General features: G+C 70.8%; 24 protein-coding genes and 1 pseudogene. 19 read left to right on the top strand and 6 right to left on the bottom strand.

Annotated features, from left to right (window positions below; genetic code table 11):
- Positions 1-21 precede the first annotated feature (21 nt).
- Positions 22-342 carry a hypothetical protein gene (locus MUY14_RS41760; RefSeq protein WP_247018046.1) on the top strand — a complete coding sequence of 107 codons (321 nt, stop codon included), beginning with the start codon at positions 22-24 and terminating at the stop codon, positions 340-342.
- Between the two features lie 73 nt (positions 343-415).
- Here MUY14_RS41760 and MUY14_RS41755 read toward each other — a convergent pair whose 3' ends face one another.
- Complete coding sequence (locus MUY14_RS41755) at positions 416-1585, bottom strand: acyl-CoA dehydrogenase family protein (RefSeq protein ID WP_247018045.1); 1170 nt, start codon at positions 1583-1585, stop codon at positions 416-418.
- Positions 1586-1715: 130 nt separating this feature from the next.
- Between MUY14_RS41755 and MUY14_RS41750 the strand changes: the two genes are divergently transcribed.
- Positions 1716-2408 carry a 4'-phosphopantetheinyl transferase family protein gene (locus MUY14_RS41750; RefSeq protein ID WP_396126624.1) on the top strand — a complete coding sequence of 231 codons (693 nt, stop codon included), beginning with the start codon at positions 1716-1718 and terminating at the stop codon, positions 2406-2408.
- 8 nt (positions 2409-2416) lie between these two features.
- Positions 2417-2737: a DUF6247 family protein gene (locus tag MUY14_RS41745; protein WP_247018042.1), complete on the top strand. Its 321-nt coding sequence runs from the start codon at positions 2417-2419 to the stop codon at positions 2735-2737.
- 142 nt (positions 2738-2879) lie between these two features.
- Here MUY14_RS41745 and MUY14_RS41740 read toward each other — a convergent pair whose 3' ends face one another.
- A complete protein-coding gene (locus tag MUY14_RS41740) occupies positions 2880-4034 on the bottom strand; it encodes an isochorismate synthase MenF (RefSeq protein WP_247018040.1) in 1155 nt (384 codons plus the stop codon).
- 79 nt (positions 4035-4113) lie between these two features.
- A complete protein-coding gene (mihF, locus tag MUY14_RS41735; RefSeq protein WP_026468624.1) occupies positions 4114-4425 on the bottom strand; it encodes an integration host factor, actinobacterial type in 312 nt (103 codons plus the stop codon).
- Between the two features lie 434 nt (positions 4426-4859).
- On the opposite strand from mihF, the gene MUY14_RS41730 reads away from it, so the two are divergent.
- The 7 genes from MUY14_RS41730 (at position 4860) to MUY14_RS41700 (ending at position 13239) form a co-directional block, all read left to right on the top strand.
- Positions 4860-6488, top strand: coding sequence for a long-chain fatty acid--CoA ligase (locus MUY14_RS41730; RefSeq protein WP_247018038.1), 1629 nt, complete (start codon positions 4860-4862; stop codon positions 6486-6488).
- A 122-nt stretch (positions 6489-6610) separates the two neighbouring features.
- Entirely contained in the window at positions 6611-7876 is a 1266-nt protein-coding gene (locus tag MUY14_RS41725) for an ABC transporter substrate-binding protein (protein ID WP_247018036.1), read from the top strand.
- Complete coding sequence (locus MUY14_RS41720) at positions 7873-8769, top strand: carbohydrate ABC transporter permease (RefSeq protein WP_247018034.1); 897 nt, start codon at positions 7873-7875, stop codon at positions 8767-8769. Before MUY14_RS41725 ends, MUY14_RS41720 begins: the two co-directional genes overlap by 4 nt.
- On the top strand, positions 8766-9581 hold the full coding sequence (locus tag MUY14_RS41715; RefSeq protein ID WP_247018032.1) for a carbohydrate ABC transporter permease: 816 nt from the start codon (positions 8766-8768) through the stop codon (positions 9579-9581). The genes MUY14_RS41720 and MUY14_RS41715 overlap by 4 nt, the downstream gene beginning before the upstream one ends.
- Positions 9582-9733: 152 nt before the next feature.
- On the top strand, positions 9734-11458 hold the full coding sequence (locus MUY14_RS41710; RefSeq protein WP_247018030.1) for a TIGR03767 family metallophosphoesterase: 1725 nt from the start codon (positions 9734-9736) through the stop codon (positions 11456-11458).
- A gap of 54 nt (positions 11459-11512) precedes the next feature.
- A complete protein-coding gene (locus tag MUY14_RS41705; protein ID WP_247018028.1) occupies positions 11513-11914 on the top strand; it encodes a PaaI family thioesterase in 402 nt (133 codons plus the stop codon).
- 71 nt (positions 11915-11985) lie between these two features.
- Entirely contained in the window at positions 11986-13239 is a 1254-nt protein-coding gene (locus MUY14_RS41700; RefSeq protein WP_247018026.1) for a C39 family peptidase, read from the top strand.
- A gap of 41 nt (positions 13240-13280) precedes the next feature.
- Here MUY14_RS41700 and MUY14_RS41695 read toward each other — a convergent pair whose 3' ends face one another.
- Complete coding sequence (locus MUY14_RS41695) at positions 13281-13820, bottom strand: carboxymuconolactone decarboxylase family protein (RefSeq protein WP_247018024.1); 540 nt, start codon at positions 13818-13820, stop codon at positions 13281-13283.
- On the opposite strand from MUY14_RS41695, the pseudogene MUY14_RS41690 reads away from it, so the two are divergent.
- The 4 genes and pseudogenes from MUY14_RS41690 to MUY14_RS41675 all read left to right on the top strand — a co-directional run bounded on the left by MUY14_RS41690 (position 13740) and on the right by MUY14_RS41675 (position 16963).
- A pseudogene (locus MUY14_RS41690) lies at positions 13740-14580 on the top strand (sigma-70 family RNA polymerase sigma factor). The gene MUY14_RS41695 and the pseudogene MUY14_RS41690 sit on opposite strands and share 81 nt — an antisense overlap.
- 70 nt (positions 14581-14650) lie before the next feature.
- Positions 14651-15127, top strand: coding sequence for an HAD domain-containing protein (locus MUY14_RS41685; protein ID WP_247018022.1), 477 nt, complete (start codon positions 14651-14653; stop codon positions 15125-15127).
- Between the two features lie 109 nt (positions 15128-15236).
- A complete protein-coding gene (locus tag MUY14_RS41680) occupies positions 15237-16334 on the top strand; it encodes an S-(hydroxymethyl)mycothiol dehydrogenase (protein ID WP_247018020.1) in 1098 nt (365 codons plus the stop codon).
- Between the two features lie 92 nt (positions 16335-16426).
- Positions 16427-16963: a gamma-glutamylcyclotransferase family protein gene (locus MUY14_RS41675; RefSeq protein ID WP_247025497.1), complete on the top strand. Its 537-nt coding sequence runs from the start codon at positions 16427-16429 to the stop codon at positions 16961-16963.
- Here the strand turns inward: MUY14_RS41675 and MUY14_RS41670 are convergent.
- Positions 16960-18579: an FAD-binding oxidoreductase gene (locus tag MUY14_RS41670; RefSeq protein ID WP_396126623.1), complete on the bottom strand. Its 1620-nt coding sequence runs from the start codon at positions 18577-18579 to the stop codon at positions 16960-16962. The genes MUY14_RS41675 and MUY14_RS41670 overlap by 4 nt on opposite strands.
- A 97-nt stretch (positions 18580-18676) precedes the next feature.
- Here MUY14_RS41670 and MUY14_RS41665 point away from each other — a divergent pair, with 97 nt between their 5' ends.
- From MUY14_RS41665 to MUY14_RS41645, 5 genes are read left to right on the top strand one after another with little or no spacing between them, the layout of a single operon-like run.
- On the top strand, positions 18677-19240 hold the full coding sequence (locus MUY14_RS41665; protein WP_247025495.1) for a TetR/AcrR family transcriptional regulator: 564 nt from the start codon (positions 18677-18679) through the stop codon (positions 19238-19240).
- Positions 19237-20778 carry a glycerol-3-phosphate dehydrogenase/oxidase gene (locus MUY14_RS41660; protein ID WP_247018018.1) on the top strand — a complete coding sequence of 514 codons (1542 nt, stop codon included), beginning with the start codon at positions 19237-19239 and terminating at the stop codon, positions 20776-20778. The genes MUY14_RS41665 and MUY14_RS41660 overlap by 4 nt, the downstream gene beginning before the upstream one ends.
- Positions 20779-20824: 46 nt before the next feature.
- Complete coding sequence (locus tag MUY14_RS41655; RefSeq protein WP_247018016.1) at positions 20825-21094, top strand: helix-turn-helix transcriptional regulator; 270 nt, start codon at positions 20825-20827, stop codon at positions 21092-21094.
- On the top strand, positions 21091-22002 hold the full coding sequence (locus MUY14_RS41650; RefSeq protein ID WP_247018015.1) for an ABC transporter ATP-binding protein: 912 nt from the start codon (positions 21091-21093) through the stop codon (positions 22000-22002). The genes MUY14_RS41655 and MUY14_RS41650 overlap by 4 nt, the downstream gene beginning before the upstream one ends.
- The gene (locus MUY14_RS41645; protein WP_247018014.1) at positions 21999-23189 is read left to right on the top strand and encodes an ABC transporter permease; all 1191 of its coding nucleotides are present in this window, start codon (positions 21999-22001) and stop codon (positions 23187-23189) included. The genes MUY14_RS41650 and MUY14_RS41645 overlap by 4 nt, the downstream gene beginning before the upstream one ends.
- 3 nt (positions 23190-23192) lie before the next feature.
- Here the strand turns inward: MUY14_RS41645 and MUY14_RS41640 are convergent, their stop codons facing one another.
- Positions 23193-24539: a deoxyribodipyrimidine photo-lyase gene (locus tag MUY14_RS41640; RefSeq protein ID WP_247018013.1), complete on the bottom strand. Its 1347-nt coding sequence runs from the start codon at positions 24537-24539 to the stop codon at positions 23193-23195.
- Positions 24540-24594: the final 55 nt, after the last annotated feature.

The raw sequence follows: 24594 nt of genomic DNA, 5'->3' as shown, positions 1-24594 counted from the left end.
TGCGTGGGGGACGCTCGAAGGGTGACTGAGGAAACGATCCAACTGGAACTGGACGACTCGGGTCTCGCGCCGGGCCTCCCGGCGCCGGCACACCCCCGCGATCAGGTGCAGGATGTGCCCTATCGCCCCGTCGAGTTCCGCGATGACGATCTCCCCACCGCCCTCGAGCGGTGCTCCACCTGGCTACGGCAGGCGCAGGAGTGGCTGGGCGAACCCCTCGACGTCCTGGCCATCCACCTCGACTACGACGACCGCCAGGGCTCGCCGTACTACGACGTCAAGCTCCTGTGCAACGAAGAGGACCTCGCCGGCGTCCCGATCGCCATTCGCAACAAGCAGTAAGCAGTACGCAGCCGAACAGCCGTCAAGGCCGCCGGGAATCGGCGGCCTTGACGGCTTCACGCGCTTGGGCTGCTCAGCCCAGGACGCCGCCGACCTTCACGTGCCCCTTGAGGAGGTTGCGCGCGATGGTGCGGCGCTGGATCTCGTCGGTGCCTTCGTAGATGCGCAGCAGCCGCAGCTCGCGGTACCACCGCTCGATCGGCAGCTCCCGCGTGTAGCCCATGCCACCGTGGATCTGCAGGACGCGGTCGACGATTTCGTTGGCCTTCTGGCCGCCGTACAGCTTCGCCATCGACTGCGCGTGCCGCGAATCGATGCCCTGGTCGACCTGCCAGGCGGCGTTCAGCACCAGCCACCGCAGCGCTTCGAGCTCGACACCGGAGTCGGCGATCATCCACTGGATGGCCTGGCGTTCGGCGATCTTCTGCCCGAACGTCTCGCGCGTGTTGGCGTGCTCGATGGCCATGGAGATCAGCCGCTCGCACGAACCGATCGCACGGGCCGGCAGGAGGTAGCGGCCCTGCCCGATCCACTGCATCGCGAGTTCGAAGCCGCGGCCCTCTTCGCCGAGGATCTGCGTCTCGGGCACGCGGACGTCCTGGAAGATCAGCGACGCCGGGCCCCACTCGCCCATGGTGTCGATGTATTCGGACTTCCAGCCGGCCTCGCGGTCGACGAGGAAGCAGGTGACGCCGCCGTTGGCGCCCTTCTCCGGGTCGGTGATCGCGAAGACCATGGTGAAGTCGGCTTCGTTGCCGCCGGTGATGAAGGTCTTCTCGCCGTTGATGATCCAGTCGGTGCCGTCCTTGCGGGCGGTGGTGCGGATCGCCTTCGCGTCCGACCCGGCACCCGGCTCGGTGATCGCGAAGCACGACTTGCGCTCGCCCGAGATGGTCGGCAGCAGGTAGGTCTGCTTCTGCTCGTCGTTGGCGTGGAACAGGATGTTGTCCGCGGCGCCGCCGAAGCGGAACGGCACGAAGGTGCGGCCGAGCTCGGCCTCCAGCAGCGCGGCCATCACGGCGGAGAGCCCCATGCCGCCGTACTCCTCCGGCGTGAAGACGCCCCAGAAGCCGGACTCCTTCGCCTTCAGCTGGAGGTCCTTCAGCTCCTCGCCGGTGAGGCCGGGCTGGTGCGCGCGCTCGCGGCGGAGGACTTCCTGCTCGAGCGGGATCAGCTCCCGCTGGACGAACGTGCGGACCCAGTCGCGCACTTCACGTTCTTCGGTGCTGAGAGAGAAATCCATGGGTGAGCTGCTCCTCCGACACTGGCTAAGCGCTTGCTTACCTCAGGGTACCCCGTGAGAGGTGGATTACCCCAGACCTGCGCCCGAATTCGTGACAAGCGCCCGGGCGCCCGGAAGGATCGGAGGGGTGATGGAGATCGTGGTCCGCTGGTCGTCGCCGCTGCCCGCCGAAGAGCGCTTCCTGCGCCTGCTGGACGAAGTCGAGCAGGACCGCTTCGGGGCGTACCGCCAAGACGCCGACAAGCGCCGCTTCCTGACCGGCCGCGTGCTGGCGAAGACGGTGGCGGCGGAGCGCCTCGGCCTGACCCCCGAGACGGTGAAGTTCGACGCGACCTGCGAAGACTGCGGCAAGCCCCACGGCAGGCCCCGGGTCCCGGGCGCGGACCTGACGCTGTCGATCTCCCATTCGGGCGACCTGATCGGCCTCGCGGCAACCCCGTCGGTCCCGGTCGGCTTGGACGTCGAGACGGCGAACCGCCGTGCGGACGACGGCCTGATCGAGTACGCGCTGAGCCCGGCCGAGGCAGCCCACCTGGCGGGCCTCGCCCCGGACGAGAAGGCCGCGGCGTTCTTCGTCTACTGGACGCGCAAGGAAGCGGTGATGAAGGCCACGGGCAAGGGCCTGCGCATCCCGCTGCAGAGCATCACGTTCTCCCGCTACGACGAACCGGCCCAGCTGGTGACTTCCGGGGACGCGGCGCTTGACCCGGCACGTACGCGACTGGTGGACCTGAAGGCGGCGGACGGCTACCGGGCGGCCATCGCGGTGCTGACGACCGAGGAGCTCTCGGTGACCGAGGAGCACTGGCTGCCGCGGCTATAGTTACCGGCATGTCCACACCGGCGACCACAGGTGAGCCGAGGTATCCCGCGGGCACGTCGCCGGCGGCGATCCGGGCTGCGCTGCTCCCCGAGGACGTACCCCGCTTCGACCAGGACTACCGGCGCGCGCTCGACGTCGCGCGGGAGGCGCTGAGCCTCACCGACCTGGTCGAGACGCTCGAGTCGTGGCGACGGATCGCGTGGAGCACCCAATCCGACCCCGCCGCGCACCGCCGGATGACCGAAGCGGCCGAACACGCTCAGCGAACCGGTGAGCCGCCCACCGGCACCGGATCGTGGAACTCCCTCAAGACGGAGCTCGGCCGGTAGCAGTGGCTACGCCAGGCGACCGCCCAGCGACGACACCCTGGATCCAAGCGCCCCAAGGTGGGCTTTCGGTGCGTCTGACGCACCAAGGCGGCCTTCGGTGCGCAAGACGCCACCAAGGCCACCGTGTGGCGCTTGCGGCCGGCTAGCTGAGCGAGTCCTCCAGGCCCATCGCCGCCAGCAGCGTCCGGAACTTCGCCGTCGTCTCGTCCAGTTCCGACTGCGGGTCCGAGGCCGCCACGATGCCGCCGCCCGCGTACAGCCGCATCGATGTCGACGCGATCTCCGCGCAGCGGATCGCCACCGCCCACTCGCCGTCGCCCGTTGCGTCGACCCAGCCGACCGCTCCCGCGTAGTAGTCGCGGTCGAACGGCTCCAGTTCCTGGACCAGCTCGCGGGCGCCCTCCGTCGGGGTGCCGCAGATCGCCGGGGTCGGGTGGAGGGCGGCCGCCAGGTCGAGGGCCGTCACCTCCGGGTCGATCAGCTCGCCCGTGATCGGGGTACGCAGGTGCCAGATCGCCGGGGTCGTCACCAGCTCCGGGCCCGCCGGGACGTCCAGCGTGCGGCAGAACGGCCGCAGGGCCTCGACGACGTAGTCGATGACCACCGCGTGCTCGAGCTGGTCCTTGCGGGACGTCCGCAGCGCCTCGCCGTTGGCGCGGTCGGTCGCCGGGTCGGGCGAACGCGGCATGGAGCCCGCGTGGGGGGACGAGAACACCGTGCGGCCGGTGCGGCGCAGCAGCAGCTCGGGGGTGGCGCCGACCAGGGATCGGCCGCCGGGCAGCTCGGCCGCGTACGTGAAGTGGCGCGGGTTGCCGACCGCCAGGTTGCGCACGATGCGCTCGGCGGGCACCGGCACCGAAAACTCGAGGTCCAGCGCACGGGCCAGGACGACTTTGCGCAGATCCCGCGACGCCAACGCGTCCACCGCCGCCCGCACGCCGGCCATGTGCTGCTCGGGTGACGGCACCGCGCGCACCCGGACGGGCGCCGGCAGGACCTCACGCGGCAGCGAAGGTGCCCCTTCGGCGCGGTGGACGGTCCGGGGCACGACGAGGTGGCCCGGCACCTTCGTGTCGGGCCCGGTGTCGAACGGCAGGACGCCGACGGCCAGCGGGGCTCCGGTCTCGGCCAGGACGCCGGGGATCGCCGAAGCGAGCCGCCGGGGGTCCGTTTCGGTGACCGTCCGGATCTTGCCCTGCGCGAGGAGTGCGCGCTGGGCCGTCGTGAAGAGGAAGTCGCCACGCTGGTAGCGGGCGGCGAGGTCAACCGGGGTGGCCGGGTCAGGAGAGCTCACCACTCCAGCGTCCCAGGCTTCGGGAGATCCGCGAGGGAAGTGTCGCGAGCGACACTCCCCTCGCGGGAGCTCCTGGTGACGGCTACTTGAGCGCGTCGATGAGCGCCTCGCGCTGGCGCTCGCCCAGGCCGGCGGCCCGCCGGTCCGGGTCGATGCCGGCCTGCTCGAGCAGGGCGGCGACCTTCACCGCGCCGAGACCGGGGACGGCCTTCAGCAGCTGGGTGACCTTCGTCTTCCCGATGGTCTTGTTCTCCTTGGCCTGCTTGAGCACCTTTTCGATGCTCTCCTTGCCGGACTTGATCGACGCGAGCAGTTCCGAACGCGCCTTGCGAGCCTCGGCGGCCTTGGCCAAGGCGTCAGCGCGCTGCTCCGGAGTCAACGTAGGCAGAGCCAACGTAGTGTCCTTTCCTCTCAGGTCTCCGCTTTCGCGGCCGACAGCTTTTCTGAGTGCTTGCTCCTGCAAGCGCTGCTCAGCCGTCTCTTGCCACGGCCCCAGTAAACGCCACCGGCTTCGCGGCCGTGCAACCGACACGCACTTATTACCCCCGGAGGTGATACCGGGCAACCCGCTCCGGCCTGCGGAAACGCTCCCAATCAGCGGTCCGCGTGGCACAACTCACCCGGAAGTGGAGCCTCCGTTACCCGGCGCATTTCCTTGTCCGCAAGGAAAAGGCGGGAAATTGATGATCTTGATCATCGTCCGGTCGTCCCCCGATCGCGCGACGACCGTGACCGAACGGAGCCGTTGTTGACCATGCCCGCTTCACCCGATCCGCACTAGAGTCGGCCCAACCCCAGTTCACCGGCGAACAACCCCCGGGAGCGACCATGTTGAGCACCATGCAGGACGGCCAGCTGTCACTGGCGAACCTGCTCCGCCACGGCACGTCGGTGCACTCGGCGAGCGAAGTCATCACCTGGACCGGTTCAGAAGCCCGTCGCGAGACCTACGGCGAGCTCGGCCGCCACGCCGCCCGCCTCGCGAACGCCCTCCGGAGCCTCGGCGTCACCGGCGACCAGCGCGTCGGCACGTTCATGTGGAACAACGCCGAGCACCTGGCCGCCTACCTGGCCGTCCCGGCGATGGGCGCCGTGCTGCACACCCTGAACATCCGGCTCTTCCCCGAGCAGCTGACGTTCGTCGCCAACCACGCCGAGGACCAGGTCGTCATCGTCGACGGCACGCTCGTCCCGCTGCTGGCCAAGCAGCTGCCCGAGTTCAAGACCGTCCGGCACGTCATCGTGGCCAACGGCGACGCGGCGGCCCTGCAGGCCCCGGACGGCGTCCAGGTGCACGCCTACGCCGAGCTGCTGGCCGCCCAGCCGGACACCTTCGACTGGCCGGAGGTGGACGAGCGCTCCGCGGCCGCGATGTGTTACACGTCGGGCACGACGGGTGACCCCAAGGGCGTCGCCTATTCACACCGCTCGATCTGGCTGCACTCGATGCAGGTGTGCATGAGCGACAGCATGAACCTCGCGCAGAGCGACAAGGCGCTGGCCATCGTGCCGCAGTTCCACGCCATGGCGTGGGGCCTGCCGTACGCGGCGCTGATGGTCGGCGCGTCCCTGGTCATGCCGGACCGCTTCCTCCAGCCGGCCCCGCTCGCCGCGCTGCTCGCGGCCGAGAAGCCGACGTTCGCCGGCGCGGTCCCGACCGTCTGGCAGGGCCTGCTCGCCCACCTCGAAGCCCACCCGCAGGACATCTCCCACCTGCGCGAAGTCGTGGTCGGCGGGTCGGCGGTGCCGCCGTCGCTGATGCACGCGTTCCAGGAGAAGCACAAGGTCTCGATCCTGCACGCCTGGGGCATGACGGAGACGTCGCCGCTGGGCAGCGTCGCGCGCCCGCCCGCGGCCGCGACCGGCGACGAGGCCTGGCGCTACCGCTACACGCAGGGCCGCTTCCCGGCGTCCGTGCGGGCGCGGCTGCTCGACGACGACGGCACGGTGCTCCCCTGGGACAACGAGGCTGTCGGCGAGCTCGAGGTCCAGGGGCCGTGGATCGCCGGCTCGTACTTCGGCGGCTCGCAGGTCGACCCGGACAAGTTCCACGACGGCTGGCTGCGCACCGGCGACGTCGGCAAGATCAGCGCCGACGGCTACCTGACGCTGACCGACCGCGCCAAGGACGTCATCAAGTCCGGCGGCGAGTGGATCTCCTCGGTCGACCTGGAGAACCAGGTCATGGGCCACCCGGCCGTCGCCGAAGCCGCGGTCGTCGGCATCCCGGACGAGAAGTGGGACGAGCGGCCGCTGGTCGCCGTCGTGCTCAAGGAGGGCCAGACCGCGACGCCGGAAGAGCTGCGCGAGTTCCTGAGCGACAAGGTCGCGAAGTGGCAGCTGCCGGAGAACTGGACGTTCGTGGACGAAGTCCCCAAGACGAGCGTCGGCAAGTTCGACAAGAAGCGCATCCGCGCGTCCTACTCCGAGGGAAAGCTCGACATCGCCCAGCTCTAACGGGTAAATCTCCGGCGAGTCTTCATGTTCGCGAAGGCCACCTTGAGGAACTCTGTCTTCCTCAAGGTGGCCTTCACGGACTTCACGAAGGGGTTCTGGGGATGCATAACAGGCGCAGGTTCATGGCACTGGCGGGCGTCGGCGCGCTGACGGCGGCGTGCGGGTCGAACACCGGGCGGCAGGGCGACCCGCCGCCCTCGACGGCCTACTCGGCCGGGCCGCCGCCGTCGGACGCACCCAAGGTCGCGCTCCAGCAGTGGTACCACGCGTACGGTGAGGACGGCGTCCAGGAAGCCGTGAAGCGCTACGCGGCGAGCTACCCCGGCGCGAGCGTGAACGTGCAGTGGAACCCCGGCGACTACGACTCCAAGATCGTCACCGCGCTGCAGAACAGCAAGGTGCCGGACGTCTTCGAGGCGCAGGTCAAGATCGACTGGGTGCGGCAGAACCAGGTGGTGTCGCTCGACGACGTCATCGCGCCGGTGAAGGCCGACTTCAGCCCGGCCGTGCTCGCCGCGCAGACCGTCGAAGGCAAGGTCTACGGCATCCCGCAGGCCACCGACACGCAGGTGCTCTTCTACCGCAAGAGCCTGCTGCAGGCGGCCGGCGTGCAGCCGCCGCAGACGGTCGACGAGCTGATCGACGCGGCCGCGAAGCTCACGAAGGACGGCGTCAAGGGCTTCTTCGCGGGCAACGACGGCGGCGTCGCCGTGCTCACCGGCCCGCTGCTGTGGTCGGCGGGCCTCGACTACCTGAAGAGCGGCAACCGCGAGGTCGGCTTCGACGACCCGCGCGCCGCGACCGCGCTGGGCAAGCTGCACACGCTCAACACCAACGGCTCGCTGCTGCTCGGCGCGCCGGCCGACTGGTCGGATCCCGGTGCGTTCGTCGACGGGCTCGCCGCGATGCAGTGGACCGGGCTGTGGAACGTGCCGAAGATCCGCTCGGCGTTCGACGACGACTTCGGCGTGCTCCCCTTCCCCAAGCTCGACGGCAGCGGGGCGCCGTCGGTGCCGGTCGGCGCGTACGGCGCGATGGTCAACGCCAAGAGCGCGCACGTCGCCGAGGCCAAGGCGTTCGTGAAGTGGCTGTGGGTCGACAAGACCGACGACCAGCTGGAGTTCGCGACGAAGTTCGGCTTCCACGTGCCGGCCCGCCAGAGCCTGATCGACCGCGCGGACAACCTCAAGAACGGCCCGGCCGCCGACGCGGCCCGGTTCGTCAAGGAGAACAGCCACCTCGTCGGCGGCCCCGTGTGGACCCAGCAGGCGAACACGGCGCTGTCCGACGCGGCCGCGAAGATCGCGAAGGAGGGCGCGGACCCGGCGGCGCAGGTCAAGACGGCCGTCGGCGTGGCCCAGTCCGAGCTGAAGCGCCTGTTCGGATGAAGCGGCGCGACGCGCGCGCCTTCTGGCTCTTCGTCGGTCCGTTCCTGCTCGGGCTCGCGGTCTTCGCGTACCTCCCGATCGGCTGGAGCGCATACCTGTCGTTCTTCGACGCGCGGAACACCGTGACCCCGACGGACTTCGTCGGGCTGGACAACTACGGGCACATGCTCACCGACGAGCCGTTCCTGTCGAGCCTGGGCACGTTCAGCGTGTTCGCGGTGTTCATCGTGCCGCTGACGTTCGTGCTGTCGCTGGCGCTGGCGCTCGGCGTCAACCGGCTGCGGTTCGCGCGGGCGTTCTTCCGGTCGGTGTTCTTCCTGCCGTTCGCGTGCTCGTACGTCGTGGCGTCGCTGATCTGGAAGACGTCGTTGTTCTCCGGTGTCCGGTACGGACTGGCGAACTCGGTGCTGTCGGTCTTCGGCGTGGACCCGGTGGCGTGGACCGGGACGGTGCACCCGCCGCTGTACTGGATCGTGCTGGTGACCGCCCGGCTGTGGCTGCAGCTGGGCTTCTACATGATCCTGTTCATCGCGGCGCTGCAACGGATCCCGCAGCACCTCTACGAGGCGGCCTGGCTCGACGGCGCGAAGCCGGGCTGGCAGGTGTTCCGGTACGTGACACTCCCGCAGCTGCGGTCGACGGCGGTGGCGGTGCTGCTGCTGAACCTGATCAACGCGTACCAGGCGTTCGACGAGTTCTACAACATCATGGGCGACAGCCGCGGTTACCCGCCCTTCGCCCGGCCACCCCTGGTCTACCTCTACTACACGTCGCTGGGTTCGGGCGGCCAGGACCTCGGCCGCGGCAGCGCGGGCGCGGTGATCCTGGCGCTGATCATCGCGCTCGTGACCTTGCTGCAGGGCCGCGTCCTGCGCTTCGGGAGGCCGGCATGAGGGCGGTCCTCCGGTGGGTTTCCCTGAGCGTCGCGGCGATCCTGTTCCTGCTGCCGTTCTACCTGCTGCTGCGCAACGGTCTGGCGTCACGGGCGGAGATCACCGCTCCCGGGTGGACGTTCTTCCCGTCCACAGTGCACTGGGAGAACTTCTCGAAGCTGTTCTCCTCGGAGGACGTCCCGTTCGCGCGCAGCCTGCTCAATTCGGCGATCGTGGCGGCACTGCAGACGGTCGGCCTGCTGGTGCTCTGCTCCCTGGCCGGCTACGGCCTGGCCCGGATCCCGTACCGGCACGCCAAGATCGTGTTCTACGCGGTTTTGGCGACGCTGATGATCCCGACGTCGGTGACGTTCGTGCCGAGCTTCGTCGTGGTCTCGTCGCTGGGCTGGCTGTCGGACTTCCGCGGCCTGGTGATCCCCGGGCTGTTCAGCGCGTTCAGCGTGTTCCTGTTCCGCCAGTACTTCCTGGACTTCCCGCGCGAGCTGGAGGAGGCCGGGCGGATGGACGGGCTCAGCCGCTGGGGCGTGTTCTGGCGGGTCGTCGTGCCGAATTCGAAGGGGTTCTTCGCGGCGATCGCGGTCATCACGGTGATCGGCAGCTGGAACGCGTTCCTGTGGCCGTTGATCATCGCTCAGTCCCCCGATTCGTGGACGGTCCAGGTGGCGCTGTCGGGCTTGCTGACGGCGCAGAACCCGCAGCTGAACCTGCTGTTCCTGGCGGCGGCGGTGTCGATCCTGCCGATCGTGCTGCTGTTCGCGTTCCTGCAGCGGTACCTGGTGCGCGGCGTGACCGAGTCCGGGTTGACGGGCTGAACCGCCCGCCGTCCGGCTGAAATGACCACGACCTTCGGCGGTACACCCACCCCGACGCCCGTGACAGGGTAGCTCGAAATGTCACGTTCACCGTCCGGTCATCGGCGTCCGGCACGGTGCTGGCAACCGAGAAGACTGGGGAGCGAACAACCATGGCCGAACTCACCCGGCGCACCGTCGCCACCGCGGGCGCCGCCGGTCTCGGGCTCCTGCTCTGCACGCCCACCGCGAACGCCCTCGACCGCGCGCTGCGGCTGACCGGCACGCGGTCGGTCAGCACCACCGGCACCACGCTCGAGCAGGTCGCGACCGCGTCGGGCACCGGCTACTCGCGGCTGTCCGCGGGCCCCGGCTGGCCGCTGGTCGTCCGGAGCGACCTCGCCGCGCCGCAGACCGGGCGCGACGACCGCCGCCGCGCGCTCAGCGCGTTCGTGCAGTTCACCGACCTGCACATCACCGACACCGAGAGCCCCGCGCGGTTCGAGTACCTGCACCCGTTCATCGGCTCCGCGCACCGGCCGCAGGAGGCGCTCGGCACCGTCGCCACCAGCGCGCTGGTCGAGCGCGTCAACAGCGTGCGGCAGGGCCCGTTCACCGGGCGGCCGTTCGACCTCATGGTCACCACCGGCGACAACACCGACAACCACGAGCTGATCGAGCTCGACTGGTTCCTCAAGGTCCTCAACGGCGGCAGCGTCACGCCGAACTCCGGCGACGCGAACGCGTACGAAGGCGTCCAGAGCTCGGGCAACAAGGAGTACTGGAACCCGTCGATCCCGGGCGTCGGCGACGACTACTCGGCCAAGGGCTTCCCGCAGCTGCCGGGCCTGCTCGAAGCGGCACTGAAGACGTTCACCGCCCCGGGCCTGGACGTGCCGTGGTTCTGCACCTTCGGCAACCACGACGACAGCATCGTCGGCTCGCTGCCGGCCCAGATCCCCGGCATCGACGCCTGGTACACCGGCAGGTACAAGGTGATCGGCAAGGACGAGACCACCGCGAAGAAGCTCGCGGCGGCCATCCAGAAGCCGGGTTCGAGCATTCCGGTCGCGGAGCTGTTCGGCGGCTCCGGCACGATCCGCGAGATCACGCCGGACGCGCGGCGCCGCCCGTTCACCACCGGCGAGTTCGTCCGCGCGCACCTCGACGCGGCCAACACCGGGCCCGGCCCGGTCGGCCACGGCTTCAGCAGCGCCAACGCCGACGGCAAGAACATCTACTACACGTTCCGGATCGCCCCGGGCATCACCGGGATCAGTCTCGACACGACCACGGACGCCGGGTTCGCGGACGGCTCGATCGGGCTCGCGCAGTACAACTGGGTGGAGTCGACGCTCAAGCGCAACAGCTCGGCGTACTACGACTTCTTCGGCCGCAAGGTCACCCATTCGGTCACCGACGAGCTGTTCATCCTGTTCAGCCACCACACGAGCGGCTCGATGGGCAACCTGCTGCCGGACTCGCGCCACCTGCTCGACCCGCGCCTGGACGGCAACGCGTTCGTGGCGCTGCTCAAGCGGTTCCCGAACGTGCTGGCCTGGGTCAACGGCCACACGCACCGCAACCAGATCACGGCGCACGCCGGCGGCACGCCGAAGCAGGGCTTCTGGGAGATCAACACCGCTTCGCACGTCGACTTCCCGCAGCACGCGCGGATCGTCGAGGTCGCGGACAACGCGGACGGCACGTTGTCGCTGTTCACGACGTTGATCGAGGCGGAGGCGCCGTACGCGGTGGACTACGGGGACCGGACGCCGCAAGCGCTTGCGTCGCTGTACCGCGAACTGTCCTACAACGACATCCACACCGACCCGGGCCGCGTGGGCGCGGCCGCGGACCACAACACCGAGCTGCTGCTGGTCAACCCGCTCGCCTGACGGCTACCTGCGGGGTAATCGACCGGCGGCGGGGGTTCGGGCAGGCTGCGGGGCATGACCGATCCCGAGGGCACGCAGCTCTTCCACCGCTCCATGCCGTTCTCCGAACGCCTCGGCGTCGAGGTGCTGGAGCACGGGCCCGCGCTCGTCCGCAGCCGGCTGAAGTGGGACGAGAGCCTCTGCACGCTCGGCGGTGCGCTGCACGGGGGCGCGCTCATGGCGCTGGCCGACTCGACCGGCGCCGTGTGCGCGTTCCTCAACCTGCCCGAGGGCGGACAGGGCACGACCACCGTCGAGTCGAAGACGAACTTCCTGCGCGCGGTGCGTTCGGGCTACGCCGTTGCGTCGTCCAGACCACTGCACGCCGGGCGCAAGTTCGTCGTGGTGGAGACGGAAATCAACGGTGACGACGGCAAGTTGGTCGCGAAAGTGACACAGACGCAGGCCGTCCTGTAGGTACCTGTTTACATACCTCGCCGGACCGGCGAAAATCCTCGCCTACTGGGTGGGTCGAGCGAGGAGCCGCGATGCGGGTGCGCAGTCTGTTCACATTACTGTCGGTTGTCGTGCTGACAGCCGTAACCGTTCAGGTCGCCGAAGCGGGGCCGCGCGACGACGAAGCCGTCGACTACCACGAGTGGACCGGCGGCCGCTTCCACGAAGGCGACTTCGCCGGGCTCGCGCTGACCCGCGACGGCCTGCGCATCACGCGCCCGATCGGCTCGGTGCAGCACACCGAGCCGGAGCTCGGCACCACGCGGACGTACGAGTACAGCCAGTGGACGTCGCCCTCGTACCGGCAGGGCTTCGGCGCGACGCAGCTGGTCGCGTCCTGGAACGCGAAGACGCCGGCCAAGACGTGGCTGCAGGTCGAAGCGCAGGGCCGGACGTCGGCGGGCGCCCAGACCGGCTGGTACGTGATGGGCCGCTGGGCCAGCGGGGACGCCGACATCCTGCGCACCAGCGTCGACGGCCAGGACGACGCGAACGCCCTGGTCGACGTCGACACGCTGGTCACGAAGGCCGGGGTGACGCTGAAGTCGTACAAGCTGCGGATCAGCCTCTACCGCGAAGCCGGCTCAGGCGCGACGCCGTCGGTGTCGCTGCTGGGCGCGATGACGTCCGCCGTGCCGGACCGCTTCGAGGTGCAGCCGACCAAGCCGGGGCGCGCCACCGGGATCGAGCTGAAGGTGCCCGCCTACGCGCAGAACCTCCACAAGGGACAGTTCCCGCAGTACGGCGGGGGCGGTGAAGCCTGGTGCAGCCCGACGTCGACCGAGATGGTGGCCGAGTACTGGGGCAAGAAGCCGTCCCCCGAAGAGATGGCGTGGATCCCGGCCGACTACGTCGACCCGCAGGTGGCGTTCGCGGCGCGCTACACCTACGACCACGCCTACGACGGCACCGGGAACTGGCCGTTCAACACCGCCTACGCGGCGTCGCGCGGCCTCAAGGGGCACATCACGCGGCTGCACTCGCTGAACGAGCTGGAGAACTACATCGCCCGCGGCATCCCGGTGATCACGTCGCAGTCGTTCCTGGCTTCGGAGCTGGACGGCGCCGGCTACGGGACGGCGGGGCACATCATGGTCGTCGTCGGGTTCACGAAGGACGGCGACGTGATCGCCAACGACCCGGCGGCCAGCAGCAACGACCGCGTCCGGAACGTCTACAAGCGCGACCAGTTCGAGAAGATCTGGCAGCGGACGAAGCGCTACCGCGCCGACGGCACGGTGGCGGGCGGCCCCGGCGGCGTCGCGTACATCATCACCCCGGCGTAGTCCGTGAAGGCCACATCCCCGGGGATGTGGCCTTCACGGCTTCACCAGGCCTTGCCCGCCTGCTCGCGGATCGCGCGGTTGATCCGGTTGAAGAAGCCGGTGAGCGCGATGTTCAGGACGATCGCCGACAGCTGCGGCTCGTCGAAGTGCTCGGCGGCGGCCGCCCAGATGTCGTCGGTGACGCCGGGCTGGCCGTCTTGGATCCGGATCGCGGCCTCGGTCAGGGCGAGCGCCGCCCGCTCCGGCTCGGTGAAGAACGGCGTCTCGCGCCAGGTGACGACGTTGTGCAGCCGGTCGTCGGTCTCCCCCTGCCGCTTCGCCGACGCGACACCCGCGTGAACGCACGGGCTGCAGCCGTTGATCTGGCTGGCCCGCAGGTGGACCAGCTCGAGCAGCAGCGGATCGACGCCGGCGCCGTGCACCGCCTTGAACAGCTGCTGGATCGCCCCGACGACCTCGGGGCTGCTCTCGCTCTTCAGCCGTGCTTCCACGGTAACGACATGCTCGACACGCTGGCCGAAGCGTTCGAAGCCCGGCGCGAGCGCCTGCTCGCGGTGGCGCACCGCCTGCTCGGCTCGCACGCCGACGCCGAGGACGCGGTCCAGGAGGCGTGGCTGCGCCTGTCCCGCCAGGACGCGGCGGCCATCGGCAACCTCGACGGCTGGCTGACCACAGTGGTCGGCCGGATCAGCCTGGACGTCCTGCGCTCGCGCAAGTCACGCCCCGAGTCGCCGTACGACGAGATCGTGGTGGCGATCGACGACGGCACCGAGGACGTCGCCCGCGCGGACTCGGTGGGCCTGGCGCTGCTGGTGGTCCTCGAGTCGCTGGGCCCGGCCGAGCGGCTGGCGTTCGTGCTGCACGACCTGTTCGCGGTCCCGTTCGAGGAGCTCGGCCGCATCCTGGGCAAGTCGTCGGGGAGCGACGAAGATGCTGGCCAGCCGCGCCCGCCGCAAGGTCCGAGCCGCGGACCGGACTCCGGCGGCGGGAGGTTCCTCGCAGCGCGAAGTGGTCCAGGCGTTCTTGCGCGCGGCCCACGACGGCGACGTCGAGGGCCTGCTACGGGTCCTCGACCCGGACGTCCAGCTGACGGTGGACACCCCGGGCGGCGTGGTGGTGGTACTGGGAGCGACGAAGGTGGCAGCGGGAGCCCAGTTCGGCGCGGCTTCCGGCGGCCGCACGGTCCTGGTCGGCGGCTTGCCGGGCGTGGTGGCGTGGCGCGGCGACGGCTCGCCGCTGTCGGTGGTGGCGTTCGTGGTGGCGGACGGCCGGGTCGCGCGCATCGCCGCGGTGGCCGACCCGGCACGGCTGGCGTCGATGGACCTGCCGAAGCCGGAGTGAACTGTCGGTCCCTCCCGGTAGCGTGGAAACCGGGGGCCGGAGGCACACCCCGTGCCACACTGCCGTCACCATGGCCCGGCCGCTGCTGTTCCTCGACGTCGACGGTCCCCTGATCCCGTTCGGGCGGCGCACCGGCGACTACCGGACCTTCACCGACGCCGACCTGGGCAACCCGTTGCTGGGGAGGGTCGATCCGGCCCTCGGCCCGCGGCTGCTCGCCCTCGGGTGCGACCTCGTCTGGGCCACCACCTGGTTCGAGGACGCCAACGAGTGCGTAGCCCCGCTGCTGGGCCTGCCGCCGCTTCCGGTGCTCGACTTCCCCGACGAGCCCGCGGCCGGCGGCCGGCACTGGAAAACCGAGCGGATCGTCGAGCGGGCGGCGGGGTCTCCGTTCGTCTGGATCGACGACGAAACCACCGGCGCCGACCGGGCTCGGGTCGCGAACCACCACCCGGGTCCCGCGCTGCTCCACACCGTCGCGGCGGATACCGGGCTCACCGACGGCGACCTGGCCGCCATCACCGCCTGGCTGGCCAGTTGCGGATGACGCAACCCGTTGCGCTTTCGCCACCGAAGCTCACTCATGCGGATGTCGCCATCTCCGCGTGATCCGTGATTAGCTGCGGGCAGGACCAGAAGCCGGAAGGTGGATTGACATGCCGTACGAGGTGCAGGGGGTCGTTTCGCGGGCGAAGGGCGAGCCCGTGTCGCTCGAGACCGTGCTCGTGCCCGATCCCGGGCCCGGCGAGGCCGTCGTGAACGTGCAGGCCTGCGGGGTCTGCCACACCGATCTGCACTACCGCGAAGGCGGGATCAACGACGACTTCCCGTTCCTGCTCGGCCACGAAGCCGCCGGGGTCGTGGAGGCCGTCGGGGCCGGGGTCACCGACATCGCGCCCGGTGATTACGTCATCCTCAACTGGCGCGCGGTCTGCGGCACCTGCCGGGCCTGCAAGCGCGGCAAGCCGTGGTACTGCTTCTCCACCTTCAACGCCACGCAGCCGATGACGCTCCAAGACGGCACCAAGCTCTCGCCCGCGCTCGGCGTCGGTGCCTTCCTCGAGAAGACGCTCGTCCACAGCGGACAGTGCACCAAGGTGAACCGCGAGGCCGAACCCGCCGTCGCCGGGCTGCTCGGGTGCGGGGTCATGGCCGGGCTCGGGGCCGCCATCAACACCGGAGCCGTCACCCGGGGCGACTCGGTCGCCGTCATCGGGTGCGGCGGGGTCGGGGACGCCGCCATCGCGGGTGCGAAGCTCGCCGGCGCCACCACGATCGTCGCGATCGACATGGACGACCGGAAACTGGCGTGGGCCAAGGACTTCGGCGCCACCCACACCGTCAACAGCCGGGGCCTCTCCGAGGAGCAGGTCGTCGAGGCCATGCAGGACGCGACGAACTCCTTCGGCCCGGACGTCGTCATCGACGCGGTCGGCCGCCCCGAGACCTGGCGGCAGGCGTTCTACGGGCGCGACCTCGCCGGCACCGTCGTGCTCGTCGGCGTCCCGACGCCGGAAATGCGGCTGAACGACCTGCCGCTGATCGACTTCTTCTCGCGTGGCGGCTCGCTCAAGTCGTCCTGGTACGGCGACTGCCTGCCCAGCCGGGACTTCCCGATGCTCGTCGACCTCTACCTGCAGGGCCGCCTGCCGCTGGACAAGTTCGTCACCGAGCGGATCGGCGTGGACGGCGTCGAGCAGGCCTTCGAGCGGATGCACCGCGGCGAGGTCCTGCGCAGCGTGGTGACGTTCTGACCCTCTTCGCCGACGAGGACTACCCGGCCGACCCCTACCCGGGGACCCGGCCGGGCTTCTCCTTCGTCCACACCGAGGGTGCCGGCCACCCGCTGGCCACGGCGCCGGCCGGCTGGCGGGACAGGCAGGCCGTGCTCGCGTACGGCTCCAACGCGAACCCGTCGAAGATCAGCTGGATGCGGGCCGAGCTCGGGCTCGCGGGCCCGGTCGTCGTGGCGCACGCGCGCTGCGACGGCCTCGCCGCGGTCTGGGCGGCCGGCCTGCGGTTCCGCGACGGCCAGCGCCCGGCCACGCTCACCGCGCTGCCGGGTGTCGAGGAGCACGCCGTCTGGTTCGTGACGCCGGACCAGCTCGCGGTGCTGGACGTCTGCGAGGGCCGCGGCAACCGCTACCACCTGGTGCGGCTGACGGACCCGGACATCACGCTCGAAGACGGCAGCCGGGTGACCGACGTGCTCGCCTACATCGGCGCGGTACCGATCCGGTACCCGCTGCTGGTCGACGGCAAGCCGGTGCGCGTGGCCGACGTCCCGCAGGCGCGGGCCGCCGAGCTCGAAGGCGAGCCGGCCGACGGTCCCGGCGTCGCCTGCGAGGTCGTCGAACCGCCGGACGGGCGCACTTTCCCCTAGATCAGCTTCCCGGGGTTGAGGATCCCGGTCGGGTCGACCGCGGACTTCGCCGCCCGCAGCACTTCCACGCCCAGCGAACCGATCTCGGCGCTCAGGTAGGGCGCGTGGTCGACGCCGACCGCGTGGTGGTGGGAGATCGTGCCGAGCCCGGTGATCGCCTCGCACGCCGCCGCTTTCGCGCGCTGCCACTGCCCGACCGGGTCGGCTTCGTCGCGGGCCGTCAGCACCGTGAAGTACAGCGACGCGCCGGTTTCGTACGCGTGGGAAATGTGGCACATCACGATCGCCCGGCCGAGCGAGGCCGTCAGCGCCGCGCGGACGTCGTCCCGCAGTTCGTCCACAGTGGACCAGTACGCCGCGGTCTCCAGCGTCTCGACGCAGATCCCCCGGTCCAGCAACGCGTCGCGCTGCCGGGGTCCGGTGAACCGGCCGTGCCGCCAGGACTCGCCGAGCGCCTTGCCGACGCGCACCGCGCCCAGCGCCTTCAGCCGGCGCGTGGTTTCGCGGCGGCGCACCGCGACCTCGTGCGCGGTGCCTTCCCAGCCGACGATGAGGAAGCACGGCCGCCGCACCCCGCGTGCGGCGAGGTAGCGGCGCAGCGCCGCCGTCTTGAGGCCCGCGTTCAGCGCCAGCGAGACCCCGGTTTCGTCCACATCGGACAGCCGGGTGACGTCGGCGAGCGCGTGGTGCTGCGCGAGGTCGCGGACCGCCTCGCGGCCGGCTTCCCAGCCGGGCAGGGCGTACCCCTCGTAGCGGCGGACCGCCGGCGCCGGCCGTACCCGCAGCGCGACCTCGGTGATCACGCCGAGCGCACCCTCGCTGCCGATCGCGAGCTGGCGCAGGTCCGGCCCGGCGGCCGACGCCGGCGCCACGCCGAGCTTCCACTCGCCGCGCGGGGTCGCCAGCCGCACGCCGGTGACCATGTCCTCGAACCGCCCGTAGCCGGACGACGCCTGCCCGGCCGAGCGCGTCGCCGCGAAGCCGCCGATCGTCGCGCGCTCCCACGACTGCGGGACGTGCCCGAGCGTCAGGCCGTGCTCGCCGAGGAGGCGCTCGGCCTCGGGCCCGCGGACGCCGGCCTGCAGCACGGCGATGCGCGACTCGGCGTCGACCGACACCAGCGCGTCGAGCCGGACGAGGTCGAGCGCGATCACCGACGTCTTGTCGCCGCGCAGTGCCGCGACGCCGCCGACCACCGACGTGCCGCCGCCGAAGGGGACGACGCCGATGTCGTGCCGCACGCACACCTCGAGCACCGCCTGGACCTCGTCGGCGTCGGCCGGGAGCACGACCGCGTCGGGCACCGGGAACTCCACCGACGGCGACCGGCGCCGCAGCAGGTCGAGGTAGGACAGCCCGGTCGCCCGCGCGAGCCGCGCCGCGTCGTCGACCAGCACGTTCTCGGCGCCGACCACTTCCGACAACGCGGCAGCAGCAGATTCGTCCAGTTTCCGTGACGGTATTTCCACCGGCAATTCGCCCGCCGGGGCAGCACCGGGGGCCGTTCGGCCGATACGCTGTTCAAGCCACTTGGCCGCTCGCGCGGGCAGCTGAGCGGCGTCGGCGGCGTCCGCGGTCCAGGACCGGCGGAGGCGGTGGTCAATGAGCGCGTTCACGACTACAGTGTGACATATGGACGTGAAACGTCACACCACGCAGCCGGCCGGACCCTCCGCGCTGGCGGACACCCGCAGCCGTCAGACGGCGACCCGAGTGGCCGATGACGTGCTGCTCGACGCCGCGCGCTCGTGCGTGCTGGCCGTCGGTGTGCGCCGCACCACACTCGCCGAAATCGCCCGAACCGCCCGCGTCAGCCGGATGACGGTCTACCGCCGCTTCCCCGACGTCCGCAGCGTGCTCGCGGCGCTGATGACCCGCGAGTTCAGCGGGCTGCTGCGCACGGCGAGCGAACGCGGTGCCGACGCCGCGGACAGCCGCGAGCGGCTCGTGCTCATCGCCTCGGCCGGCGTCCGCGCGCTGGCGGCCGACCCGCTGTTCCGCACGCTGCTCGACGTCGACCCCGAACTCGTGCTGCCCTACATCGTGGAGCGGCTCGGCGCGACGCAGAAGTTCGCCGAGCAGGCCATGCACCAGCTCCTGGCGGCCGGCCACCAGGACGGCTCGATCCGGCGCGCGCCGGTCGCGGCGCAGTCGCGGGCGGTGCTGCTGGTGGTCCAGTCGTTCGCGTTCTCGCTGCGCCCGGCCACCGCGGACGTCGACGAAGCGGCGCTGCTGGCGGAGTTCACGCACGTGCTCGACGCGGCGCTGAAACCATGACGTCCGGCTCCCTCAACGCGCGGCGCCGGGAACGCGAGCTCGCCGAGCTGGCCGCGGGCGAGCGCGTCGACGTCGTCGTGGTCGGCGGCGGTGTCACCGGCACGGGTATCGCGCTGGACGCCGCTTCACGCGGGCTTTCGGTGGCGCTGGTGGAGGCGCACGACCTCGCGTTCGGGACGTCACGCTGGTCTTCGAAGCTCGTCCACGGCGGCCTCCGCTACCTGGCCCACGGGGAACTGGGCCTGGCCCATGAAAGCGCTGTCGAGCGCGGCATCATGATGACGCGGACCGCGCCGCACCTGACGCGCGCGATGCCGCAGCTGTTCCCGTTGTACCCCAGCACTTCCCGGGCCCAGCAGGCCCTCGTGGCGGCCGGTCTCCGGGCGGGCGACGCGCTCCGCCGGGCGGCGCGGACGCCGTCGTCGGTGCTGCCGCGGCCGCGGTCGATCCCCGCGGCGGAGGCGCTGGCGCTCGCGCCCGGCCTTTCCCCGCACCGGTTGCGCGGCGCCCTGCTGGCCTACGACGGCGCCTTGGTCGACGACGCGAGGCTGGTCGTTTCCCTGGCCCGCACGGCGGCTTCGTTCGGCGCGCGGATCCTGACGCGGCTCTCGGCTTCGGCGGTTTCGGCCGACCGGGTCTCGGTCGTCGACGGTGTTTCGGGCGACTCGTTCGACATCCGCGCGCGCCAGGTGATCAACGCGACGGGCGTGTGGGCGGGCACGCTGACGGGCTCGGTCCGGCTGCGGCCGTCGCTCGGCTCGCACCTGGTGCTCGCGCCGGGAACGGTGCCGATGGGCACGACGTCGGTCAACATCGGGGTGCCCGGCGAGACCAACCGGTTCGTCTTCCTGCTCCCCCAGCCGGACGGCCGCGTCTACCTGGGACTCACGGACGAGCCGGTGCCGGGCGCGATCCCCGACGTACCGGCGGTTCCCGAGTCCGATGTGGACTTCCTGCTGTCGCTGGCTTCTTCGGTCCTTTCGCGACAGCTGACCCGCGCGGACGTCGCCGGGTCCTACGCGGGCCTGCGCCCGCTCGTCGAAGGCAGCGGCGGCCGGTCGGCCGACCTGTCCCGGAAGCACGCGGTGCTGGCCGGTTCCGACGGGCTGCTGACCGTCGTCGGCGGGAAGCTCACGACGTACCGCCGGATGGCCGAGGACGCCGTCGACGCGGCGATCCGGCTGGCCGGCCTGCCCGTTACCCCGTGCCGGACGGCACGGTTGCCGCTGCTGGGCGCGGCTCCGCGTGCGGAACTGTCCCTTGTGGACGCTCCGGCTCGGCTGGTGGCGCGGTACGGGACCGAAGCCCCGCGCGTGGCGGCGCTGGGCGAGCTGGACACCGAGTTCGCGGCTCCCTTGACCCCGGACACCGGGATCACGGCGGCGGAAGTCGTGTGGGCGGTCCGGAACGAAGGCGCGCTGGACGTCGACGACGTGCTGGAGCGCCGCACGCGGCTGGCGTTGATCCCGGCGGACGCGGAAGCCGCGCGCGCCCGCGTCGCGGAGCTGGTCGGCAAGTCGCTGGCCGGGCTCGCGTGACGTTCGATTGACTTGACGGGTCATTGGGTTTTTGCAACAGTACGCCATGAGCCCGGTCAGACGCGGCAAGGAACTGCCGATCCACAACCGGCTTTCCGTGCTCCGGGCCGAGCGCGGGATGACCCGGGCCACGCTCGCGAGCGCCGTCGAAGTCAACCCGCAGACCATCGGTGCGCTCGAGCGCGGCGACCACTACCCGAGCCTGGACCTGGCGTTCCGGATCTGCGCGGTGTTCGACCTGCCCGTCGAGGCGGTCTTCAGCCGTGAGCCGTTCACGCCGCTGTCCACCCGGGTGTACCGCGAGGGGGGAGCATGACCGACGGGATGCTGGAGATCGACGGGATCTCCAAGCGCTACGGCGCGAAGACGGCGCTGGACGGCGTCACCTTCGACGTCCGCGCCGGGGAGCTGTTCGGCTTCGTGGGCAGCAACGGGGCCGGGAAGACCACGACGATGCGGATCGCGCTGGGGGTGCTCGCCGCCGACGGCGGTGAGGTGCGCTTCGACGGCAGGCCGGTCACGCACGAGACGCGCACGCACATCGGGTACATGCCGGAGGAACGCGGCCTGTACCCGAAGATGAAGGTGCTGGACCAGCTCGTCTACCTCGCCGAGCTGCACGGGCTCAGCACCAACGAAGCCCACCGCAACGCCGAAGCGTGGATCACCCGGCTCGGGCTGGCCGAGCGCCGCAAGGACGAGGTGCAGAAGCTGAGCCTCGGCAACCAGCAACGCGTCCAGCTGGCCGCCGCCCTGGTGCACGACCCGGCCGTGCTGGTGCTCGACGAGCCGTTCTCCGGCCTCGACCCGCTCGCCGTCGACGTGATGAGCGGGGTGCTGCGGGAAAAGGCCGCGGCCGGCGTGCCCGTGGTGTTCTCCAGCCACCAGCTCGACCTCGTCGAACGGCTCTGCGACCGGGTCGGGATCATCCGTGCGGGCCGGATGGTCGCCGTCGGCACGGTCGGCGAGCTGACCGCGGGCGCGAGCAGCAAGCTCGTGATCACCGCGCCGGACGCGCGGCCCGGCTGGGCCGCGGGCCTGCCCGGCGTGCGCGTGGTCGAGACCACCGGCACCACCACCGTGCTCGACCTCGACCCGGGCGCCGACGACCAGGCCGTGCTCGCCGCGGCGCTGGGGACCGGGCCGGTCACCGAGTTCAGCCGCCGTCGCCGCTCGCTGACCGAGCTGTTCCGCGACGCGGTGGCCGAAGAGGGGGAACGATGAAGACGTTGAGCGGACGGCGGGCCGTCTGGCTGGTGCTGAAGCGCGAGCTGAACACGCGGCTGCGCACGCGCTCGTTCGTGATCGGCACCGCGGTGCTGCTGGTGCTGCTGCTCGGCTACGTCGGGTTCCAGACCGCGCTGGCCGGCTCGGCGGACAAGAGCGTGGTGGGGCTGACCGGGCAGGCGACCGGGATCGCCAAGCAGCTGCAGGTCGCCGCCGCGCAGGCCGGGCGCCAGGTCGAGACGGTCACCGTGACGGATCCGGCCGAGGGCCGGGAGCAGGTCGAGGACGGCGACCTCGACGCGCTCGTCTCCGGTGGCGCGGCGAAGCTGACCGCCACCTACAAGTCCGCTTTGGACAACCAGCTGCGCCGGGTGCTCGACCAGGTCGCCCAGCAGCAGGTACTCGACGGCGTCCTGTCGTCCGCGCAGCTCGAACCGGCCGCCGTGATGGCGCAGGTGAGCAGCACCCACGTGCAGGACGACGCCCTCTCGCCCGAGCCCGCCGACCACACGCAGCGGCTGGTCCTCGGCCTGATCGTCGCGTTCCTGCTGTACATGAGCATCATCACCTACGGGATGATGGTCGCCCAGGGCGTGGTCGAGGAGAAGTCGAGCCGGGTCGTGGAGCTGCTGCTCGCCAGCGTCCGGCCGTGGCAGCTGTTGCTGGGCAAGGTGATCGGGATCGGCCTGGTCGGCCTGACCCAGCTGGTGATCCTCGGCGCGGTGGGCCTGCTGGCGGCGACGGTGACGGGCGTGTTCACCCTGTCCGGCTTCGCGACCGGCGCGGTGCTGTGGGGTCTGCTCTGGTACCTGCTCGGTTTCCTGTTGTACGCCACGATCTACGGCGCGCTCGGTTCGCTCGTGTCGCGGCAGGAGGACACGCAGTCGGTGGTCGGGCCGCTGAACATCATCCTGATCGTCGGCTTCGTCGCGGGCTTCAACCTGCTGCTGCAGGACCCTTCGGGCACGGCGGCGAAGGTCGTTTCGCTGATCCCGCTGCTGTCCCCGATCCTGATGCCGGCCCGCATTTCGACCGGCGCGGCATCGGCGTGGGAGATCGGGCTGTCGCTGGTGCTGACGCTCGGCACGGTCGCGCTGCTGACCTGGCTCGGCGGCAGGATCTACGGCAACAGCGTCCTGCGCATCGGCAGCCGCATCAAGCTGTCGGAGGCCTTGCGCGGCTGACGCTCACGACGTGATCTTGCCGTACCGCTCCAAGGAAACCTGGCGCTCCTGGGCGTGGTCCACCATGGGCTCCGGGTACTCCGCCGGCCGCTCCTTCAGCTTGTGCACCGCCTTGCCCGAAACCGAGCGCAGCTCCGGCACGTACTTCCGGACGTAGTCGCCGTTCGGGTCGAACTTCTCGCCCTGCGTCGTCGGGTTGAAGATCCGGAAGTACGGGGCCGCGTCCGTGCCGCAGCCCGCGACCCACTGCCAGTTCAGCTGGTTGGACGCCAGGTCGCCGTCCACGAGGTGCTTCATGAAGTGACGCGCACCGAGCCACCAGGGCAGGTGCAGGTCCTTCACCAGGAAGCTCGCGACGACCATCCGGACGCGGTTGTGCATCCAGCCCTCGGCCAGCAGCTGCCGCATCCCCGCGTCGACGATCGGGTAGCCGGTCTTGCCCTCGCACCAGCGCTCGAACGCTTCGGGATCGTCGTCGTGCTTCATCCCGTCGAACCGCTTGTCGTAGTTCTTCCGCGCGGTTTCCGGCCGGTTCCACAGGACGTCGGCGTGGAATTCGCGCCAGCAGATCTCGCTGCGCAACGACTTCGCGCCGACGCGGTCGTCGCCCGTCAGGTCCGCCAGCAGCGTCCGCGGGTGGACGCAGCCCCAGCGCAGGTACGGCGAAAGCCGGGTCGTGCCCTCGCGGTCCGGGCGGTCGCGGTCGGAGTCGTAGGTCTCGATGCCGTCGTCGAGGAACTCGTGCCAGACGTCGAGCGCGGCTTGCTCGCCGGGCTCGGGCAGCGTCGCGGAAACCTTGGGCGGCTTGGGAATCTTCAGCGAGCGCGGCGGTTCCACCCAGTCCACAAGGGACGGTCCGGTGTCCGCGGGCGAGTGCCAGCCGTGCGCGGTCCACGCGCGGTAGAACGGCGTGAAGACGCGGTAGGGATCGCCGTCCGGCTTCGTGACGCGGCCGGGTGTCACCGCGTACGGCGAACCGGTCTCGACCCACTCGATGTCGTTCTCCGCCAAAGCTTTCGCGACCTCGGCGTCCCGGCGGCGGCCGTACGGACCGGTGTCGGCGCTGACGTGCACCGCGGCCGCGCCGATCTTCTTCGCCGCCTTCACGACCTCGGTCGCCGGCTCGCCGCGCACGAGCATCAGCCGGCCGCCGAGCTGCTCGTCCAGCTTCTCCAGGCAGCCGTACATGAAGGCCTCACGGGCGGCGCCGGACGGCTTGATGAGCGCCTCGTCGAGGACGTACAGCGCGAGCACGTGCTTGCTGTGCTTCGACGCTTCGAGCAGGGCGGCGTGGTCGCCCAGCCGCAGGTCGCGGCGGAACCACAGGACGACGGGTGCTTCTTTGGTCACGACGGGAAACGATAAGCGCCCCGCCGTGCCGGTGCACGACGGGGCGCTCGGTTCG

This window comes from Amycolatopsis sp. FBCC-B4732 (assembly GCF_023008405.1).
Taxonomy (GTDB): domain Bacteria; phylum Actinomycetota; class Actinomycetes; order Mycobacteriales; family Pseudonocardiaceae; genus Amycolatopsis; species Amycolatopsis pretoriensis_A.
The sequence above is the reverse complement of the archived record's forward strand: the minus strand, read 5'-3'. Positions and strand labels throughout refer to the sequence as shown.

What these genes read in the sequence shown, in the direction of transcription:
- MUY14_RS41755 (WP_247018045.1), bottom strand. Translation starts at nt 1,585, where the DNA reads ATGGATTTCTCTCTCAGCACCGAAGAACGTGAAGTGCGCGACTGGGTC.
- MUY14_RS41750 (WP_396126624.1), top strand. Translation starts at nt 1,716, where the DNA reads ATGGAGATCGTGGTCCGCTGGTCGTCGCCGCTGCCCGCCGAAGAGCGC.
- MUY14_RS41745 (WP_247018042.1), top strand. Translation starts at nt 2,417, where the DNA reads ATGTCCACACCGGCGACCACAGGTGAGCCGAGGTATCCCGCGGGCACG.
- MUY14_RS41730 (WP_247018038.1), top strand. Translation starts at nt 4,860, where the DNA reads ATGTTGAGCACCATGCAGGACGGCCAGCTGTCACTGGCGAACCTGCTC.
- MUY14_RS41725 (WP_247018036.1), top strand. Translation starts at nt 6,611, where the DNA reads ATGGCACTGGCGGGCGTCGGCGCGCTGACGGCGGCGTGCGGGTCGAAC.
- MUY14_RS41720 (WP_247018034.1), top strand. Translation starts at nt 7,873, where the DNA reads ATGAAGCGGCGCGACGCGCGCGCCTTCTGGCTCTTCGTCGGTCCGTTC.
- MUY14_RS41715 (WP_247018032.1), top strand. Translation starts at nt 8,766, where the DNA reads ATGAGGGCGGTCCTCCGGTGGGTTTCCCTGAGCGTCGCGGCGATCCTG.
- MUY14_RS41710 (WP_247018030.1), top strand. Translation starts at nt 9,734, where the DNA reads ATGGCCGAACTCACCCGGCGCACCGTCGCCACCGCGGGCGCCGCCGGT.
- MUY14_RS41705 (WP_247018028.1), top strand. Translation starts at nt 11,513, where the DNA reads ATGACCGATCCCGAGGGCACGCAGCTCTTCCACCGCTCCATGCCGTTC.
- MUY14_RS41700 (WP_247018026.1), top strand. Translation starts at nt 11,986, where the DNA reads ATGCGGGTGCGCAGTCTGTTCACATTACTGTCGGTTGTCGTGCTGACA.
- MUY14_RS41685 (WP_247018022.1), top strand. Translation starts at nt 14,651, where the DNA reads ATGGCCCGGCCGCTGCTGTTCCTCGACGTCGACGGTCCCCTGATCCCG.
- MUY14_RS41680 (WP_247018020.1), top strand. Translation starts at nt 15,237, where the DNA reads ATGCCGTACGAGGTGCAGGGGGTCGTTTCGCGGGCGAAGGGCGAGCCC.
- MUY14_RS41660 (WP_247018018.1), top strand. Translation starts at nt 19,237, where the DNA reads ATGACGTCCGGCTCCCTCAACGCGCGGCGCCGGGAACGCGAGCTCGCC.
- MUY14_RS41655 (WP_247018016.1), top strand. Translation starts at nt 20,825, where the DNA reads ATGAGCCCGGTCAGACGCGGCAAGGAACTGCCGATCCACAACCGGCTT.
- MUY14_RS41650 (WP_247018015.1), top strand. Translation starts at nt 21,091, where the DNA reads ATGACCGACGGGATGCTGGAGATCGACGGGATCTCCAAGCGCTACGGC.
- MUY14_RS41645 (WP_247018014.1), top strand. Translation starts at nt 21,999, where the DNA reads ATGAAGACGTTGAGCGGACGGCGGGCCGTCTGGCTGGTGCTGAAGCGC.